The organism is Azorhizobium oxalatiphilum (assembly GCF_014635325.1).
Classification (GTDB): Bacteria; Pseudomonadota; Alphaproteobacteria; order Rhizobiales; family Xanthobacteraceae; genus Azorhizobium; species Azorhizobium oxalatiphilum.
This window is the reverse complement of record NZ_BMCT01000003.1, coordinates 196,100-213,795: the sequence shown is the minus strand read 5'-3', so window position 1 is coordinate 213,795 and position 17,696 is coordinate 196,100. Positions and strand designations below refer to the sequence as shown.

Annotated in this window: 13 protein-coding genes; 2 read left to right on the top strand and 11 right to left on the bottom strand. The window is 67.5% G+C overall.

Translation table 11 applies throughout. The features are described from left to right. Positions 1 to 36: 36 nt before the first annotated feature. Positions 37 to 1,809: an aspartate--tRNA ligase gene (aspS, locus tag IEW24_RS13035; RefSeq protein ID WP_188579201.1), complete on the bottom strand. Its 1,773-nt coding sequence runs from the start codon at positions 1,807 to 1,809 to the stop codon at positions 37 to 39. 249 nt (positions 1,810 to 2,058) lie between these two features. Here aspS and IEW24_RS13030 point away from each other — a divergent pair, with 249 nt between their 5' ends. Continuing rightward, complete coding sequence (locus IEW24_RS13030; RefSeq protein WP_188579199.1) at positions 2,059 to 4,326, top strand: putative bifunctional diguanylate cyclase/phosphodiesterase; 2,268 nt, start codon at positions 2,059 to 2,061, stop codon at positions 4,324 to 4,326. 58 nt (positions 4,327 to 4,384) lie between these two features. Beyond that, a complete protein-coding gene (gene rnd / locus IEW24_RS13025) occupies positions 4,385 to 5,533 on the top strand; it encodes a ribonuclease D (protein WP_188579196.1) in 1,149 nt (382 codons plus the stop codon). A gap of 10 nt (positions 5,534 to 5,543) precedes the next feature. Here rnd and IEW24_RS13020 read toward each other — a convergent pair whose 3' ends face one another. From IEW24_RS13020 to IEW24_RS12975, 10 genes are all read right to left on the bottom strand, one after another. Further along, positions 5,544 to 5,972, bottom strand: a complete 429-nt coding sequence (locus tag IEW24_RS13020) for a Rieske (2Fe-2S) protein (RefSeq protein ID WP_188579194.1) — start codon at positions 5,970 to 5,972, stop codon at positions 5,544 to 5,546. Positions 5,973 to 5,984: 12 nt separating this feature from the next. Further along, complete coding sequence (locus IEW24_RS13015) at positions 5,985 to 6,734, bottom strand: hypothetical protein (protein WP_188579192.1); 750 nt, start codon at positions 6,732 to 6,734, stop codon at positions 5,985 to 5,987. A gap of 141 nt (positions 6,735 to 6,875) precedes the next feature. Continuing rightward, the gene (locus tag IEW24_RS13010) at positions 6,876 to 7,226 is read right to left on the bottom strand and encodes a hypothetical protein (protein ID WP_244644361.1); all 351 of its coding nucleotides are present in this window, start codon (positions 7,224 to 7,226) and stop codon (positions 6,876 to 6,878) included. A gap of 8 nt (positions 7,227 to 7,234) precedes the next feature. After that, the gene (gene ppx / locus IEW24_RS13005) at positions 7,235 to 8,722 is read right to left on the bottom strand and encodes an exopolyphosphatase (protein ID WP_188579715.1); all 1,488 of its coding nucleotides are present in this window, start codon (positions 8,720 to 8,722) and stop codon (positions 7,235 to 7,237) included. 22 nt (positions 8,723 to 8,744) lie between these two features. After that, on the bottom strand, positions 8,745 to 10,910 hold the full coding sequence (locus IEW24_RS13000; RefSeq protein ID WP_244644411.1) for an RNA degradosome polyphosphate kinase: 2,166 nt from the start codon (positions 10,908 to 10,910) through the stop codon (positions 8,745 to 8,747). 195 nt (positions 10,911 to 11,105) lie between these two features. After that, on the bottom strand, positions 11,106 to 12,308 hold the full coding sequence (coaBC, locus tag IEW24_RS12995) for a bifunctional phosphopantothenoylcysteine decarboxylase/phosphopantothenate--cysteine ligase CoaBC (RefSeq protein WP_188579189.1): 1,203 nt from the start codon (positions 12,306 to 12,308) through the stop codon (positions 11,106 to 11,108). Positions 12,309 to 12,443: 135 nt separating this feature from the next. After that, complete coding sequence (locus tag IEW24_RS12990) at positions 12,444 to 14,462, bottom strand: PAS domain-containing protein (RefSeq protein ID WP_373870055.1); 2,019 nt, start codon at positions 14,460 to 14,462, stop codon at positions 12,444 to 12,446. Positions 14,463 to 14,643: 181 nt separating this feature from the next. Continuing rightward, positions 14,644 to 15,627, bottom strand: coding sequence for a malate dehydrogenase (locus IEW24_RS12985; RefSeq protein ID WP_188579187.1), 984 nt, complete (start codon positions 15,625 to 15,627; stop codon positions 14,644 to 14,646). An 86-nt stretch (positions 15,628 to 15,713) separates the two neighbouring features. Continuing rightward, a complete protein-coding gene (locus tag IEW24_RS12980; RefSeq protein WP_188579185.1) occupies positions 15,714 to 17,063 on the bottom strand; it encodes an amidase in 1,350 nt (449 codons plus the stop codon). A gap of 196 nt (positions 17,064 to 17,259) precedes the next feature. Then, positions 17,260 to 17,640, bottom strand: coding sequence for a cupin domain-containing protein (locus IEW24_RS12975; RefSeq protein WP_188579183.1), 381 nt, complete (start codon positions 17,638 to 17,640; stop codon positions 17,260 to 17,262). Between the last annotated feature and the right edge of the window lie 56 nt (positions 17,641 to 17,696).

The window sequence follows — 17,696 nt, the reverse complement described above, 5'->3', positions numbered from 1 at the left end:
GCCCCTCTCAAATCCGTCGAACTGCGAGGCCCCGCCTCACTTCACCGGCAGCGAGGGCCGGATGTGCAGTTCCTTGAGCTGCTTCGGGGTGGCTTCCGCCGGCGCGCTCATGAGCAGGTCGAGGGCCTGCTGGTTCATGGGGAAGAGCGAGATCTCGCGCAGGTTCGAGACGCCGCACAGCAGCATCACGATGCGGTCGATGCCCGCCGCCATGCCGCCATGGGGCGGGGCGCCGTACTGGAACGCGCGGTACATGCCGCCGAACCGCTCCTGAACGGTCGCCTCGTCATAGCCGGCCAGCTCGAACGCCTTCACCATCGCCTCTGGGCGGTGGTTGCGGATGCCGCCGGAGGCGATCTCGTAGCCGTTGCAGGCGATGTCGTACTGGAACGCCTTGATGGTGAGCGGGTCCTGCCCGTTCAGCGCCTCGAGGCCGCCCTGCGGCATGGAGAAGGGGTTGTGGGAGAAGTCGATCTTCTTCTCCTCCTCCGACCACTCGTAGAAGGGGAAGTCCACGATCCAGGCCAGTTCGAAGCGCTCGGTGTCGATGACCTTCAGCTCCTCACCCACCTTGGTGCGGGCCAGACCGGCGAACTTGTAGAACTTGGACGGATCACCCGCCACGAAGAAGGCGGCATCGCCGTCCTTGAGACCCAGCTGCTCGCGGATGGCGGCGGTGCGCTCGGCGCCGATGTTGTTGGCGAGCGGGCCTGCGCCCTCCCCGCCTTCACGCCACATGATGTAGCCGAGGCCCGGCTGGCCCTCACCCTGCGCCCACGAATTCATGCGGTCGCAGAAGGCGCGCGAGCCGCCGGTGGGACCGGGGATCGCCCACACCTCGTTCTTCGGGTCTTCGAGCATGCGCGCGAACACCTTGAAGTTCGAGCCGCGGAAATGCTCGGAGACGTTCTGCATGATCAGCGGGTTGCGCAGGTCCGGCTTGTCGGAGCCGTACTTGCGCAGGGCTTCCGCATAAGGAATGCGCGGCCAGTTCTGGGTCACGGGCTTGCCGTTGCCGAACTCCTCGAACACGCCCCGGATCACCGGCTCCACCGCCGCGAACACGTCTTCCTGCTCGACGAAGCTCATTTCCAGATCGAGCTGGTAGAACTCGCCCGGCAGGCGGTCGGCGCGCGGGTCCTCGTCACGGAAGCAGGGGGCGATCTGATAATAGCGGTCGAAGCCGCTCATCATGATCAGCTGCTTGTACTGCTGGGGGGCCTGCGGCAGCGCGTAGAACTTGCCGGGATGGATGCGCGAGGGCACCAGGAAGTCACGCGCGCCTTCCGGCGAGGAGGCGGTCAGGATCGGGGTCTGGAACTCGAAGAAGCCTTCGCCCTTCATGCGGGTGCGCAGGCTGTCGATGATCCGGCCGCGGGTCATGATGTTGTTGTGGATGCGCTCGCGGCGCAGGTCCAGGAAGCGGTAACGAAGGCGCACGTCTTCCGGATAGTCCTGATCGCCGAACACCGGCAGCGGCAGCTCGGCGGAGGGGCCGAGCACTTCCAGATCCACCGCATAGATCTCCACCTTGCCGGTGGGCAGATCGGCATTCTCGGTGCCCTCGGGGCGCAGGCGCACGCGGCCATCGACGCGGATCACCCACTCGGCGCGCACCTTCTCGGCGGCGGCGAAGGCGGCGCTGTCGGGGTCGAACACCACCTGGGTCAGGCCGTAATGGTCGCGCAGATCCACGAACAGCACGCCGCCATGGTCACGGATGCGGTGGCACCAGCCGGAGAGGCGAACGGTTTCGCCCACCTGGGCATCAGTGAGCGCGCCGCAGGTATGGGAGCGATAGCGGTGCATGGCGGACGGCCTTTCGGACAACTTCGGGGTAACGGGGAACGCACGGAATGGCCGTAAAGGCTTGTGCCGGGCCGCCGGGGAAGGTGCATGTGCTCCTGCCCTTGTCAAGGGATGGAACCTGTTGGACACCGCAGGGCTATATACTTGGCGGCGCATACCAGCCGTGTATCTTGCGGGTGAAGACTCATGTTCGGGGGCCGCGGGATGGATGCTCGCTCCGTCACAAGGACGGAAATGCCCGAAGTCCCGATGGATCGGCCCCAGCCGAGAAACGGTATCCTGTTAACCCTGATCGGCACCACTCTGGCGCTGGTCGTCATCATGGGTGCCATTCTCCTGGCCGTGAGCCTGCGCTCGCAGGCCATCACCGAGCGTCGCCGGGAACTTCAGAATCTCGCCCTCGCGCTGGCCGAGCAGAGCGACCGTGCCTTCCAGTCGCTCCAGCAGGTGCAGACCAGCGTCATCGAGCGCATATCGGCGGCCAGCATCGACACGCCCGCCGCGCTGGAAAGCCTCGCGGGCACGTTCGACATGCACCAGCTGCTACGGGAGAAGATCAGCGGCCTGCCCTATGTGGACGCGCTCACCATCATCGATGAGAGCGGGAGGCTGCTGAATTTCTCGCGCTACTGGCCGGTGCCGGCCGTGAATGTCGCCGACCGCGACTATTTCCAATCCCTGCGGGCCAACGGCGCCAAGACCATCTTCGTCAGCGTGCCCGTGCCCAATCGCGGCACCGGCACCATGACCATCTATCTCGCCAAGCGCTTCAACACGCCGGCCGGCGGCTTCTTCGGCCTCGTGCTGGGGGCCATGGAGCAGAGCTATTTCGAGCAGTTCTATGCCACCATCAAGCTCGGCCGCTCCGGCAACATCACGCTCTATCGCGATGATGGCGCGACACTGGCCGGCTTTCCGCACCATCCCGGCGACGGCGCCCTCGTGCCGGCCGTGGCCGGTCGCGTCGCCCGCGACCTGATCGCGCGCCAGCCGGAGAACGGCATTGCGCCGGCCGGCCTCATCGATGGCCAGCGGCGCCTCGTGGCCGTGCAGCAGCTGGCCAACTATCCGCTCGTCATCGCCGTCAGCGACACCATGGCCGCCGTGGAAGGCCGGCTACGGCTGCAGATCATCCCGATCGCCATCGGCGCGGCGCTCATCTGCATCGCCATCGCGGTGGCCGTGGCACTCGCCATCCGCCAGTTGCGCGAGCAGGCCCGCTTCGCCGCCGCCGCCCATCACGCAGCCCGGCACGACGACCTCACTGGCCTGCCCAACCGCGTGCTGTTCGGCGAACGCCTCAGCGCGCTGCTCGGCGGCGAGGGGCAGGTACCCAGCTTCTGCGTGCTGTTCCTCGATCTCGATTACTTCAAGACCGTCAACGACACGCTGGGCCATGCCATCGGCGACCGCCTGCTGCGCGCGGTGGCCGAGCGGATCGCGGAGGAGGCCCAGCCCAGCGCCGTGGTGGCGCGGCTCGGCGGCGACGAGTTCGCCATCATCAATACCGAGGCCGACCAGCCGGAAGCGGCGCTGGCGCTGGCGGAACGCATCATCGCCCGCATCAACCGGCCGATCAGCGTGGCCGACCATCGCGTCATCGCCGGCGGCACCATCGGCATCGCCATGGCCCCCGCCGACGGCACCTCCGTGGACGAGCTGCTGCGCAAGGCCGATCTCGCCCTCTACCGCGCCAAGGCGGAGGGGCGCGGGCATGCCCGCCTGTTCCAGCCGGAGATGCAGGCCACCGCCCATGCCCGCCGGGCGCTGGAGCTGGACCTGCGGGAGGCGTGGGAGAACGGCCAGTTCTTCCTCGTCTTCCAGCCTTTCTTCCATGTGGACAGCCGGCGCCTTGCCGGCTTCGAGGCGCTGCTGCGCTGGCGCCATCCCACGCGGGGCATCGTGCTGCCCTCCGATTTCATCGCCTGCGCGGAGGAGACCGGCCTGATCCTGCCGCTGGGCGCCTGGGTGCTCACGGAAGCCTGCCGCGCCGCCGCCGAATGGCCGGCGGACGTGCATCTGGCGGTCAACCTGTCCTCGCTGCAGTTCCGCTCCGGCCACATGGCCGACCAGTTGCGCGACGCGCTGCGCGCCTCCGGCCTGCCGCCCCAGCGGCTGGAGCTGGAACTGACCGAATCAGCCCTGCTGGTGGAGGGCACCAGCGTGCACAGCAATCTGGCGCAGTTCCGCGCACAGGGTATCGCCATCGCATTGGACGACTTCGGCACCGGCTATTCGTCGCTGAGCTATCTGCGCACGCTGCCCATCGACCGAATCAAGGTGGACCGTACCTTCGTCGCCCGCATGGCGCAGGACCGGCAGCACCGGGCCATCGTGCACTCGGTGATCCAGCTCTCCACGGCATTGGGCATCGCCACCACGGCGGAAGGGATCGAGACCGAGGAACAGATCGAAATCCTGCGGGCAGAAGGCTGCGGCTACATGCAGGGCTTCCTGCTGGGCCGTCCCATGCGCGCCACCGACGCCCGCGACCTCGCCCAGCGCGAAACAAGGTGAGCGGGCACATCATTCTGGCCCTTTCGCGGCGCGCCGCGCATCGTTTATGTTCATGTTCATGGATCCGATCACAACGACTGAGGCTCTCGCCGCCGCGTGCGAGCGTCTCGCCAAGAACGACTTCGTCACCGTCGATACCGAGTTCCTGCGCGAGACGACCTTCTGGCCGAAGCTCTGCGTGGTTCAGGTCGCCAGTCCGGATGAAGCCATCATCATCGACGCCCTCGCCGAGGGCCTCGACCTCGCGCCCTTCTTCGCGCTCATGGCCGATGAGAAGGTGAAGAAGGTGTTCCATGCCGGCCGGCAGGACATCGAGATCGTGTGGCATCTGGCCAAGATCATCCCGCACCCGGTGTTCGACACCCAGGTGGCGGCCATGGTGCTCGGCTATGGCGACAGCATCTCCTACGACCAGCTCGTGCAGCGCGTGACCGGCCATTCGCTGGACAAGTCCTCGCGCTTCACCGACTGGTCGCGCCGCCCACTCTCGCAGGCCCAGCTCACCTATGCGGTGGCCGACGTCACCCATCTGCGCGATGTCTATCGCAAGCTGATGTCCGATCTGGAGACGCGCGGGCGCGTGGACTGGATGGGCGAGGAGATGAACGTCCTCACCTCGCCGGCCACCTACCGGCAGGATCCCGAGAGCGCCTATGAGCGGCTGAAATCCCGCGTGCGCAAGCCGCGCGAGCTGGCGGTGCTGGCGGAAGTGGCGGCCTGGCGCGAGCGCGAGGCGCAGACCCGCGACCTGCCGCGCGGCCGCATCATCAAGGACGAAGTGATCGGCGAGCTGGCCATCCAGCAGCCGCAGACCCACGAAAAGCTGGCCGAGCTGCGCTCCCTGCCCAAGGGATTCGAGCGCTCGCGCTATGGCGAGGCCGTGTTGGACGCCGTGAAGAAGGGCCTCGCCCGCGATCCCAAGACCCTGCCGCGCATCGAGCGCGACAAGCCGCTGCCCAACGGGGCCTCCGCCACGGTGGAGCTGCTGAAGGTGCTGCTGCGCATGACCGCCGAGCAGAATGCGGTGGCCGCCAAGGTGATCGCCACCACGGACGATCTGGAGCGCATCGCGGTCAGCGACGACGCTCCCGTGGCCGCGCTGTCCGGCTGGCGCCGCGAGCTGTTCGGCGAGCGCGCACTGGCGCTCAAGGCCGGCCGGCTGGCGCTCGCCGTGGAGCAGGGCAAGGTCATCGCCGTCGAGCGCTGAGGCATCTGCCTCAGTCGCTGATGATCATCACCTCCGGGAAGGCATCCGGATCGTCGATGTCGAGCCCGTCTTCCTCGGCGAGATTCACGTCCACGAGGCAGATGTCGCCGTCGTCGATCACCAGCTTCACCGGGGTGAGCGCCTGTCCCTGACAGGGGCCGATGAAGCAGTGCCCGGTGTCGAGATCGAACCGGGCGTGATGCACGCCGCAGCTGAGGAAGTTGCCCTCCTCATCCAGAAACTCCCCCGGCACGGTGTCGAGGCGCACGCCCTTGTGCGGGCAGGCATTCTCGAAGCCATAGAAGGCATTCGAGCGGCGGGTGACGAGGATGGGCCAAGGCCGTGAGGCCCCGCTCTCGTCGAGCCGCGCCAGCACGAAGCCGCGCGCATCCCCGTCGTCGATCTCGTAGGTGGAGCAGATGGCGAAGAGGTCGCTCATGATCGCCTCCCCCTAGCGTCGGGCAATCGAGCGCAGGAAACCCTCGTATTCCTCGGTCAGCTCCATATCCACCGCCGGAGCCGCCTTCAGCAGCAGGTTGGCAATGAAGGCCTGATCGTTGCGGGGATCGCCCAGCGCCTCGCGCAGGATCGGCAGATTGTCCTCGATATGGTGCAGGAAGGCCGGCTCCTTCTCCACGATCACGCCCCAGCGCTCCCGCGTCCAGCGCGCCAGCGGATAGAGCACCTCATTGTTGAAGTTGGATTTGCGCGCCTTCTCGAAGAAGCGCAGGCCCGCGCTCCAGTCCTCCTTGGCCCGGAGCGGCGGCGGCGGCTTGTCGCCTTCCAGCCATTTGCGCCCCGCCTGTCCGACAAAATCCTCCAGCAGGATGGGATTGTCGTTCGCCGCCCGGAAATAGGTGATGGCCAGCACGCCGGGATATTCGGTGCCGAAGCGGGCGATGAGCCCGGCCTCCACCGCATCCACCGCCGCCACGTCGGCTTTCAGCGCCGCCGTCATGCAGAAGGCGAACAGCGCGTCGTTCGCCACCGCCTGCACGCCGGACGAAGCCAGATCAGCCGCCGAAAGGGCGGGCGTGACGCCGTCGATGGGCACCACGGCGTTCCCCGTCCGCTGGGCGGTGATGTAGGCGGTGATCTCCAGCCAGCCCATGAAGCTGGCGAGGAAGGCGTCCGGCTCCACATGCACGATCGCCAGATTGATCGGCATCTTGCGCTTCTGCAGTTCCGCCATGTCCGTCATGCCGATGCTCCCTGAGCCATTCCCGCAGAAGCGCCTGCGCTTCGGCGAAAGGAATTGCGATGAACGCTTTCGTGCCGGGACCGGGTGTGTGCCCAATCCGACAATCGGAACAGACGTTGCAAAGGGTGTGCCGGTCGGCCTTCAGGTCGCCGCGCGCAGCCGCCGCCACGCCCAGCGCACGATGAGCCCGGCCCACATCAGGGCCGTGATCAGCATGAAGGGCGCGGTGAGGAGCATCAGCCAGCCCAGCACGAACAAGGTGTAGAGCAGGTCGCCGATGTCCATGCCGAGGACAAGGCAGGGGTAGGTGCCGCCCTCGTTGAGACGGCAGCCCAGCGCTGAAGCGGCTTCGGTGGAGATGAGCACGCCCAGCAGCGGCGTCCACACCAGCAGGGTAACGAGCGCCAGCCCCACATAGAGCCAGCCGGAGACACCCGGCCAGGCGGCCGGCGGCAGCGGTGGCGGCCGTTGCGACTGTGGCTCAGGCGCCACCTGGCGCCTCAGCCCACTTCAACCGAAGGCGTGCAGCCGATGAGGCGGGCCAGCTGGCGCACCCGGCTGTGCACGCGGTCATTCACAAGGCTGGCGAGATCAGCGGGCACCGAGAGCCGCAGCACGCCCTCCTCCACCCGCAGCGGCACGCGCGGCAGGATGCCGGGCATGGCGGCGGACAGGATATAGGCCACCCGCATGGCGGCCCCCAGAATGCGGGCGCGATCCCGCAGGCCCGAGGACACCAGCTCCAGCAGGCGCGGCGCATACTCATCCTCGCCGAGGCCCATGTGGCGGTAATAGACCGACAGGGCGAGGAAGGCGCGGCCGGGATGGTCGATGCCCACCAGCGCCGCATGGGCGATGACGTTGAGGCTCTGCTCGGCGCGATAGTCCGGATGGGCGCGCCAGGCATTGTCGGACAGGAGGCAAGCGGCCTCGCGCAGGCGCGCGTCCTGCACCTCTTCCTCCAGCGCCGGGGCCGAGCGGAAGAAGGCCCCGCTCCAGGTCGCCAGTTCCTCGCAATGGCGCGGCGAGCGCGAGCGCAGGATGTTGAACTCCTGCGCCGCGAAGATAAGCGGGTCTTCGGCGCGCTGCGCGTCGTTGAGGAGGCTGTAGAGCAGCCCCTCGCGCACGCCGAGCGCGGAGATGACCACGTCCGCCGGCTTGCCGGCCTTCACCACGTTTTCAAGCACCAACGCGCCATAGGCGAGCAGCGGCCGGCGAGCATTCGACACCGCCTCGATATGGGCCAGCGCCTCGCTGTCCGCGCGGTGGACGATGCGGGTGAAGTCGGCCACTTCCCGGGCCGGAATCCGATAGCCGTGCATCACATGCAGCGGGTAGCCCCGCTGGAACATGTGCAGGCGCGCCAGCGCACGCCACGTGCCGCCCACTGCATAGAAGGTGCGACCTTCCATTTCCGACACGACCTGTGTCTCGCGCACGGTGTCGCGGACGATCTTGTCCGCCTTGTTCAGCGAGCGTGACGCACGGTCCTGCAGAGCGAGGATGCCCACGGGCATTGTGATGCCCGCGCCGGCCTCGGTGCCACGCACGTCCACCAGCTCCAGCGAGCCGCCGCCGAGATCGCCCACCACGCCTTCCGGCTTGTGGAAGCCGGAGATGACGCCAAAGGCTGCCAGTTCCGCCTCGCGGCGGCCGGACAGGATTTCGATGGACGTGCGACAGATGGATTCGCATTCGGCGATGAAGGCCGGGCCGTTCTCCGCATCGCGGGCGGCGGCGGTGGCCAGCGCGAAGAGCTGCCCGACGCCCATGGCATCGCACAGCCCCCGGAAGCGCTTCAGCGCGGAGAAGGCGCGCTCCACCGCATCCTCGGCCAGACGGCCGGTGGACACGACTTCGCGGCCAAGCCCGCACAGGGCCTTCTCGTTGAACAACGGAACGGGTGCGCGGGTGATCGCCTCATAGACTACCAGACGAACCGAGTTCGAACCGATGTCGATGACCGCGACCGGCGCCTCGCCGGCCATCAGGGTCGACAATCCTCTGGGATCATCCTCCCGACCGGCGGACGAGGAGGCTGCGCGGTGAAGAATCCTTGAGAGACTTTCCACGTCCAGACAAGCTCGGGTTGGTCATGAAGTACCGATGGGCGTTGAATGGCTCCGCGCCCGGCGGCGGGACTATGCGTTCCGAGGAGCCATCCGGCAACACCCGCCAGCTCTGTTCGTTGTCGATAAGATTGGCGACCATGATCTGGTCGAGCACCTGCTCGTGCACCGTCGGGGTGGTGATGGGGCACAAGGTCTCCACCCGGCGGTCGAGATTGCGCGTCATCAGGTCGGCCGAGGAGATGTAGACGATGGCCTTGGGGTGCGGCAGGCCGTGGCCGGCGCCGAAGCAATAGATGCGGCTGTGCTCCAGGAAGCGCCCGACGATGGACTTCACCCGGATGTTTTCGGACAGGCCCGGCAGGCCCGGCCGCAGGCAGCAGATGCCGCGCACCACGCAATCCACCTGCACGCCCGCCGCGCTGGCGGCATAGAGCGCGTCGATGACCATGGGATCGACCAGCGAGTTGCACTTCAGCCAGATCGCCGCAGGACGGCCGGCGCGGGCGTGCTCGATCTCTTCGGCGATGTGCTTGAGGATGCGCTGCTTCAGCGTGCCCGGCGACACCGCCATGGCATCCAGCTCGCCCGGCTGGGCATAGCCGGTGATGAAGTTGAAGATGCGGGCCACGTCCTGCGCGATCACCGGATCGGCGGTGAAGAAGCTCAGGTCGGTGTAGATGCGGGCCGTGATGGGGTGATAATTGCCCGTGCCCACATGGCAGTAGCTGGCCAGCGTCCCGCCCTCGCGGCGCACCACCATGGACAGCTTCCCGTGGGTCTTCAGGTCGATGAAGCCGAACACCACCTGCACGCCCGCGCGCTCCAGATCGCGCGCCCAGCGGATGTTGGCTTCCTCGTCGAAGCGGGCCTTCAGTTCCACCAGCGCCGTCACCGACTTGCCGGCCTCAGCCGCCTCGGCCAGCGCCTTCACGATCGGGCTGTCGGAGGAGGTGCGGTAGAGGGTCTGCTTGATGGCGACGACGTTAGGATCTCGAGCAGCCTGACGGAGAAACTGAACCACCACATCAAAGGATTCATAAGGGTGGTGGACGATGATGTCCTTCTCGCGGATGGCGAGGAAGCAGTCGCCGCCATGGTCGCGGATGCGCTCGGGAAATCGGGCGTTGTAGGCCTGAAACTTCAGGTCCGGCCGATCCACGGACACCAGCTGCGAGAATTCGTTCAGCGCCAGCACGCCGTCCACGACGAAGATTTCGTCGTCATGCACATCCAGCTCGCGGGCGACGAAGGTGCGCAGTTCGTCCGGCATGCCGGCGTCCGCTTCCATGCGGATCACCTCGCCATAACGGCGCTGCTTCAGCGCGGTCTCGAACAGACGGACCAGATCCTCCGCCTCTTCCTCGATGTCGAGGTCGCTGTCGCGGATGACGCGGAACACGCCCTGCCCCTTCACCGCATAGCCGGGGAACAGGCGGCCGATGAACAGGCCGGTCATCTGCTCCAGCGTGATGAAGCGCATGACGCCCGGCTCGCGCTCGGGCAGGCGGATGAAGCGCTCCACCTTGGCCGGAATGCGGATGAGCGCGTTCATGCCGCGCCCATCCTGCTGGCGCACCAGCTGAAGGGCCAGCGAGAAGCCGAGGTTGGGGATGAAGGGGAAGGGATGGGCCGGATCGATGGCGAGCGGGGTCAGGACCGGGAACACATGGTGCAGGAAATGGGCTTCCAGCGCCTCGAGGTCGGTGGCGCTCACGTCCGCGCCGTCCACCAGCGCGATGCCGGCGGTGGCCAGTTCCTTGCGCAGCTCACGCCAGCGGGCCTGCTGATCGAAGATCAGCGAGCTGGCCTCGGCCAGCGCCTTCACCAGCTGCTCGCCGGGCAGGAGACCGTCGGGGCTGGTGACGGTGAGCCCCTCGCGAATCTGCTCCTTCAGACCGGCGATGCGGACCATGAAGAATTCATCGAGATTGTTGGCGGAGATGGAGAGGAAGCGCAGCTGTTCCAGCAGCGGGTGATTGCGGTTGGAGGCTTCCTCCATCACGCGCCGGTTGAAGTGCAGCCAGGAAATCTCGCGATTGATGAAGCGCTGCGGCGAGGTGGCGAGGTCGATGGCGGTTTCCTCGGCCACGGCTTCCGCATTCATCGCCACTGCCACTGCTTCCGTCGCATTCATGGATAAATCCCCTTGTTTGGGGCGGACCATGGCCGCCTTGCGTGACCACTCTATGACGGCGGGTGATGCGCCTGCGCGCCGATCCACGGCTGTATCATGCGCCCGCCCCCGCAGAGCGGGAAGCTGCGGACACCCACAACCTTTGCCGGCTGCGGACCCGTGACCTCAGGCCAGCGCCCCGGCGATACGTGCCACCAGACGGCGCGCCACCTCGGCCTTGCTGGCGGAGGGCCAGTCCTCCACACCTTCTGCGCTGACGAGGTGCACGGTGTTGGCATCCCCGCCCATGATGCCGGTGGCCGGCGACACGTCATTGGCGACGATCCAGTCGCAGCCTTTGCGGATGCGCTTGTCCTTCGCGTTCGGCACCACATTCTCGGTCTCGGCGGCAAATCCCACCACGAGGCGGGGCCGGAGCATCTTGTGCCGGGAGATGGTGGCGAGAATGTCCGGATTCTCCACCAGCGACAGGCCCGGCGTGCCGGACGGCCCCTTCTTGATCTTCTGCTCGGCCTCGCCGGCCACCCGCCAGTCCGCCACGGCGGCCGCGAACACCGCAACATCGGTGGGCAGATGCTCCTCCACCGCCGCCAGCATGTCGCGCGCCCGCTCCACATGGATGACGGTGACGCCGCGCGGATCGGGCACCTGCACCGGGCCGGACACCAAAATCACCTCCGCGCCCGCCGCCGCCGCCGCCGCCGCGATGGCGTGGCCCTGCTTGCCGGAGGAACGGTTGGCGATGTAGCGCACCGGGTCGATGGGCTCGACGGTCGGGCCGGACGTCACCAGCACCCGGCGGCCCTTGAGCAACTGGGGATGCTCCTCGAAGCGGGCCTCGATGGCGGCGAGGATCTCCATGGGCTCGGCCATGCGGCCCTCGCCGAATTCGCCGCGCTCGGCCATGGCGCCGGAATTGGGACCGACGATGAGGGCGCCGTCTTCCTTCAGCAGCGCCAGATTCCGCCGGGTGGCCGGATGGCTCCACATACGCGGATTCATGGCAGGGGCGAACAGCACCGGCTTGTCGGTGGCGAGCAGCGCCGTGGAGGCCAGATCGTCCGCGAAGCCGTTGGCGGCCTTGGCCATCAGGTCGGCGGTGGCCGGGGCGACCACGATCAGGTCCGCCTCCCGCGACAGGCGGATATGGCCGATGTCGTGCTCGGCGGTCAGGTCGAACAGGTCGGTGAACACCCGCTCGCCAGTGAGGGCACCCACGGAGAGCGGCGTGACGAAATTCTGCGCCGCCGTGGTGAGCACCGCGCGGACGCTGGCGCCGCGCTCTTTCAGGCGACGGATCAGGTCCAGGCACTTATAGGCGGCAATGCCGCCGCCGATGATGAGAAGGATGCGGCGCTCGTGCAGCATGGCGGTCTCCCCTCGCCTGTCCCGGCGGCCGGCCGACGCCGACTGTCCAAGCGTGAGGTGTAGCGGAATTTCGGCGCGATTTCACCAGCTTGGCGGTCGCAGGCACGGATTTCCCCGATGCTGCGTCCCGCCGCCTCAGGCCACGCCGGCCTTCACCACCAGATCCTTCACCCGGCGGGCGAACACATCCATCTGGAACGGCTTGGTGATGACGTGCATGCCCGGCTCCAGATGGCCGTGGTTCAGCACGGCATTCTCCGCATAGCCGGTGATGAACAGCACCTCCAGACCGGGCCGCGACACCCGCGCCGCATCGGCCAGCTGGCGGCCGTTCATGCCGCCGGGCAGGCCCACATCGGTGATCAGCAGGCTGATGGGGTTCGCCGAATTCAGGATTTTCAGCGCGGAGGGGCCGTCCTCGGCCTCGATGACCGCATAGCCCAGTTCCGCCAGTTGCTCGGCGGCCAGCATGCGGATCAGCGGCTCGTCATCCACCAGCAGGATGGTCTCGCTGCCCTCCGCGCGCGGGGTGTCGGCCACCACCGCAAGCTCCTCTTCCTCAGCCGCCTCACCCGTCTGCCGGGGCAGATAGATGCAGATCATCGTGCCCCGACCCACTTCCGAATAGATGCGGGCCGCACCGCCCGACTGGCCGGCGAAGCCATAGACCATGGAGAGGCCGAGGCCGGTGCCCTGCCCGATGGGCTTGGTGGTGAAGAAGGGATCAAACGCCCGCGCCACCACCTCCGGGGTCATGCCGGTGCCGGTGTCGGAGACGCAGAGCGACACATATTGCCCCGGCTCCAGCCCGCGCACGCGGGCGGTGCGCTCGTCCATCCAGCGGTTCGAGGTCTCGATGGTGAGCTTGCCGCCGTCCGGCATGGCATCGCGGGCGTTGATGCACAGATTGAGCAGCGCATTCTCCAGCTGGCCGGCATCCGCATGCACGGTCCAGAGCCCGGCGGCGCCCGCCGTCTCCACCTCGATCTGCGGGCCGACGCTGCGCACGATCAGGTCCGCCATGCCGTTGACCAGCGTGTTCACATTGATGGGGCGGGGATCGAGCGTCTGCCGGCGCGAAAAGGCGAGCAGGCGCTGGGTCAGGCCGGCGGCCCTGCGGGCAGCGCCCATGGAGCCGGTGATGTAGCGTTCCAGATCGGCGATGCGCCCCTGCGCCAGCCGGGTGGACATCATCTCAAGGCTGCCGATGATGCCGGTGAGCAGATTGTTGAAATCGTGCGCGATGCCGCCGGTGAGCTGGCCCACCGCTTCCATCTTCTGGCTCTGGCGCAGGGCTTCGCCGGTCGCCACCAGCTCGGCGGTGCGCTCCTGCACCTGATGTTCGAGCGTGGCGTTGAGTTCCGCCAGCGCCAGCTCCGCCTGCCGCCGGGCGGTGATGTCCTGGAACAGCACCGCCACCTGCCGGCGGCTCGGCGGCTCGATGCGGATGGCGGCCAGTTCCAGATAGCGGCCGGTGGCCACCAGTTCCTGCTGGAAGCGGATCGGCTCACCGGTGCGCAGCACGGCCCCATAGCGCGCCACCCAGGCATCGGCCTCCGCCGGCACCATCTCGCGCAGCTTCTGGCCCACCACATTGGGAATGCCGGCGTGACGGGCATAAGCGGCATTGGCCGAGACGTGGACATAGTCGCTGTCCGGCCCGTGCGGGCCGTCGAAGAACTCGATGACGCAGAAGCCCTCGTCGATGGCGTCGAACAGGCCCTTGTAGAGCGCCTCGCTCTCCCGCCGCTCCTGCTCGGCCCGCCTGCGCTCGGTGACATCAGCGCCTTCCACGAAGATGCCGTTCACCACGCCGTCCGGCCCCCGGAGCGGCTGGAAGACGAAATCCAGATAGTGTTCGTCCACCGGGCCGCCGGGCTCGGCCTGCATGGCGAACAGGGCGCCGGTGGCGTTGTAGGTCTCACCCGTGCGGTAGACCTCGTCGAGAATGGCAAGGAAGCCCTGCTCCACCGCATCCGGCAGCGCCTCGGCCACGGTGCGGCCGATCACGTCGCGATTGCCGATGAGGCGCAGATAGCTGGGGTTCGCCAGCTCGTAGCGATGCTCCGGCCCGCGCAGCAGCGCCATGAAGGTGGGCGCCTGCTCGAACATCTGCGTCAGGATCGACGCGATTTCCCTTGCTTCGCCTTGCACGCCTCACCCTCGCCGGTCCGCCGCAATGCTTGGAGCAACGTTCGTTGTCCGATCCGGTTTCACATCGCATGCGCTGGAGTGCTGCGCCAGCGCAACCACACGCTGCACGCAACGCCGGCGGGGGCCAATAAAAAAGCCGGCCCCGAGGGGCCGGCTTCCGAACTTGTGAAGCTGAAAAGACTCAGCCGACGATGGCGGAAACGCCGTCGCGCTCGTCCAGCAGTTCCTTCAGGGTGATGTTCAGCATGGACTGGGCGTACTCGCTGATTTCGAGGCCCTTCACCACTTCATAGCTGCCGTTGCTGCACACCGCCGGGAAACCGAAGACGATGCCTTCCGGAATGCCGTAGGAACCGTCCGAGGCGATGCCCATGGAGACCCAGCCGCCATTGGTGCCGTGGATCCAGTCGCGCATGTGGTCGACGGCCGCGTTGGCAGCGGAAGCCGCCGACGACAGGCCGCGGGCCTCGATGATCGCCGCACCGCGCTTGCCGACGGTGGGGATCAGCGTGCCGCGATACCACTCCTCATCATTGACGAGCTTGGGCAGCGGCTCACCCTTCACGGTGGCGAAGCGGTAGTCGGCGAACATGGTCGGGGAGTGGTTGCCCCACACGGCCAGCTTCTCGATGTCGGCGCTGTTGGCGCCGATCTTGGCCGCGAACTGCGAGAGCGCGCGGTTGTGGTCGAGGCGCAGCATGGCGGTGATGTTGCCGGCCGGCAGGTCCGGAGCGGACTTGGCGGTGATGTAGGCATTGGTGTTGGCCGGATTGCCGACCACCAGCACCTTCACGTCGCGCTTGGCGACCGCGTTCAGCGCCGCGCCCTGGACCTTGAAGATCTCGGCGTTGGCGAGCAGCAGGTCGGCGCGCTCCATGCCCTTCGAGCGCGGGCGGGCGCCCACGAGGAAGGCCGCGTCCACGTCCTTGAAGGCCACCTTCGGATCGTCGGTGATCACCACGCCGGCCAGCAGCGGGAAGGCGCAATCCTCGAGCTCCATGACGACGCCCTTCACGGCGTTCTGCGCCTGGGGCAGGTCGAGGAGCTGGAGGATGACCGGCTGGTCCTTGCCGTACACGTCGCCATTGGCGATGCGGAACAGCAGCGAGTAGCAGATTTGACCGGCGGCGCCGGTTACGGCAACGCGGACGGCGGGCTTCGTCATGATGAATCCTTCCCCGAAAAGTCCAACGGGTTACGCGCGCCCTCTATAGGCCCCACGGAGGGAAATGGAAGCGCGCGATACGCGAATCAGCCTCTAAACTGGGCTTCCACACCCGCCGCGATGGCGAACAAACGCGCATCCATGCCGCCTGCCGCCGCCAGCATCAGGCCCACGGGCGCGCCATCTTCCGTGGGGATCGGCAGGGAAATGGCGCAGCCGTCAATCATGTTGATAAGCGTCGGGTTGCGCAGCGCCCGCAGATTCGCGGTGGCGAAGGCGGCGTCGTCCGTCTCCAGCGGCGCGATGGCCGGGGGCAGGCCGGCGGTGGTGGGCATCAGCAGCGCGTCGTAAGGCGCGATGCGGGCCGCCGCGCGGGCGATCAGCGAGCGGCGGGCGGCGAGCGCGTCGAGATAATCCGCCGCCTCCTGCTCGTGGCCACGCTTGATGCGCACGGAGACGCGCGGGTCATAGCCCGCCTCCTTCTCCGCCAGCAGCTTGCGGTGCCAGGCATAGCTCTCCGACGCGGTGAAGCCGCCCTTCGCATTGATGACCGCGATCTCGGCGAACTCGGGCACCGGGCCGATCGTCACCTGCGCACCGGCCGCCTCCAGCGTCTTCACCGCCGAAGCGAAAGCCGCCTGCACCTCGGGATCAAGACCATCCATGGCCACCGTGGTGGGCACCAGGAAGCGCAGGCCGGCGACGTCAGCCGGGACCAGCGGCGAGACCGGCTCTGCGGCGAGAATGGCGTCCACGATGGCGCAGCATTCCACCGAATTGGCCAGCGGGCCGATGGAATCGAGGCTCTGGGACAGGGGCACGCAGCCGTCCTGCGGCACGCGGCGGGCGGTGGGCTTGTAGCCGGTGATGCCGCAGAAGGCCGCCGGGATGCGACAGGAACCGCCGGTGTCGGTGCCGAGCGCCACATGGGCCATGCCATCGGCCACCGCCACCGCGCCGCCCGAGGTGGAGCCGCCGGGCACATGGCCCTCCTCGCGCTTCCACGGGCTCTTCGGCGTGCCGTAATGCGGGTTGAGGCCGAGGCCGGAATAAGCGAACTCCACCATGTTGGAGCGGCCGATGATGACGAAGCCGGCCGCCTTCAGGCGCGCCACGGCGGTGCCATCGGCCGTGGCGGCGGGCTGGTCCGCCAGCACCTTCGAACCGGCGGTGGTCACTTCGCCGGAGATGTCGAACAGATCCTTGATGGCCACCGGAATGCCGGCATAGGGCGAGGGGGCGGCGCCCGCCTTGCGCAGGGCATCCTGTGCATCCGCCGCCAGCAGCGCCTTTTCACGGTTGACCGACACGAAGGCGCGCTTGCCCTCACCGGCCGGGTCCTCGATGCGGGCGAGACAAGCTTCCACGAGCGCGCGCGAGGTGGTGCGGCCGGCGGCAAGATCGGCGGCGAGGCTGGCGAGGGTCGGAGCGGTCATGAGCGGATGTCCGGGAGCAGGAAGCGGATAAGGGTCTGGCGGGGTGTCTATCGCGAAAGCGCGCGAGTCGAAACGGCGGGATGGCAGGAGAAACCTGCCTCCAGATACGAAGACCCCTCCCACGCGGGGGGCGAGGGAGGGGGGAAATCGGCCGTTACGCGGTACAAGCCCGGCCGATGCGACGGGTCATCGGCGATCAGGCCGGATCGAAATAGTGGATTTCCATCAGGATGCAGCCCTTCTCCGACTTGAAGGGGCCGTGGAACGCGCCCGGGGGACGGCAGGCATAGGTGAAGGGCGGGAAGGCTTCGCCGCCTTCGCCGTTCACGTCATTGCCGACGGTCAGGTCGCCGGTGACGAGGAACACCTCTTCCCAGTACTCGTGCACGAACGGGGCGGTGGTGAACACGCCGGGATCGAAGCGCAGCAGACGGGTGCGAGAACCGCGCTTGTTCTTTTCGTCGAGCGCGCCGGAGATGATCTTCTGCTGGATGCCCTGCGGGTAGCCCGGGGGGACTTCCCAACCGCTGTTCAGATCCAGCGTATAAAACTCGTCATGCGCTTTGTTGATGGCCATGGAAGGGACCTTCTTGTGGGCGGATAAAGGCGTAAGGGGGCCGGCGCGGAGCCCGC

Coding starts and splice junctions, on each gene's coding strand:
- IEW24_RS12980 (WP_188579185.1), bottom strand. CDS start 17,063: ATGACCGCTCCGACCCTCGCCAGCCTCGCCGCCGATCTTGCCGCCGGC.
- coaBC (WP_188579189.1), bottom strand. CDS start 12,308: ATGCTGCACGAGCGCCGCATCCTTCTCATCATCGGCGGCGGCATTGCC.
- IEW24_RS13020 (WP_188579194.1), bottom strand. CDS start 5,972: ATGAGCGACCTCTTCGCCATCTGCTCCACCTACGAGATCGACGACGGG.
- IEW24_RS13030 (WP_188579199.1), top strand. CDS start 2,059: ATGGATCGGCCCCAGCCGAGAAACGGTATCCTGTTAACCCTGATCGGC.
- IEW24_RS13015 (WP_188579192.1), bottom strand. CDS start 6,734: ATGACGGACATGGCGGAACTGCAGAAGCGCAAGATGCCGATCAATCTG.
- rnd (WP_188579196.1), top strand. CDS start 4,385: ATGGATCCGATCACAACGACTGAGGCTCTCGCCGCCGCGTGCGAGCGT.
- aspS (WP_188579201.1), bottom strand. CDS start 1,809: ATGCACCGCTATCGCTCCCATACCTGCGGCGCGCTCACTGATGCCCAG.
- ppx (WP_188579715.1), bottom strand. CDS start 8,722: ATGGCCGGCGAGGCGCCGGTCGCGGTCATCGACATCGGTTCGAACTCG.
- IEW24_RS12975 (WP_188579183.1), bottom strand. CDS start 17,640: ATGGCCATCAACAAAGCGCATGACGAGTTTTATACGCTGGATCTGAAC.
- IEW24_RS12985 (WP_188579187.1), bottom strand. CDS start 15,627: ATGACGAAGCCCGCCGTCCGCGTTGCCGTAACCGGCGCCGCCGGTCAA.
- IEW24_RS13000 (WP_244644411.1), bottom strand. CDS start 10,910: ATGAATGCGGAAGCCGTGGCCGAGGAAACCGCCATCGACCTCGCCACC.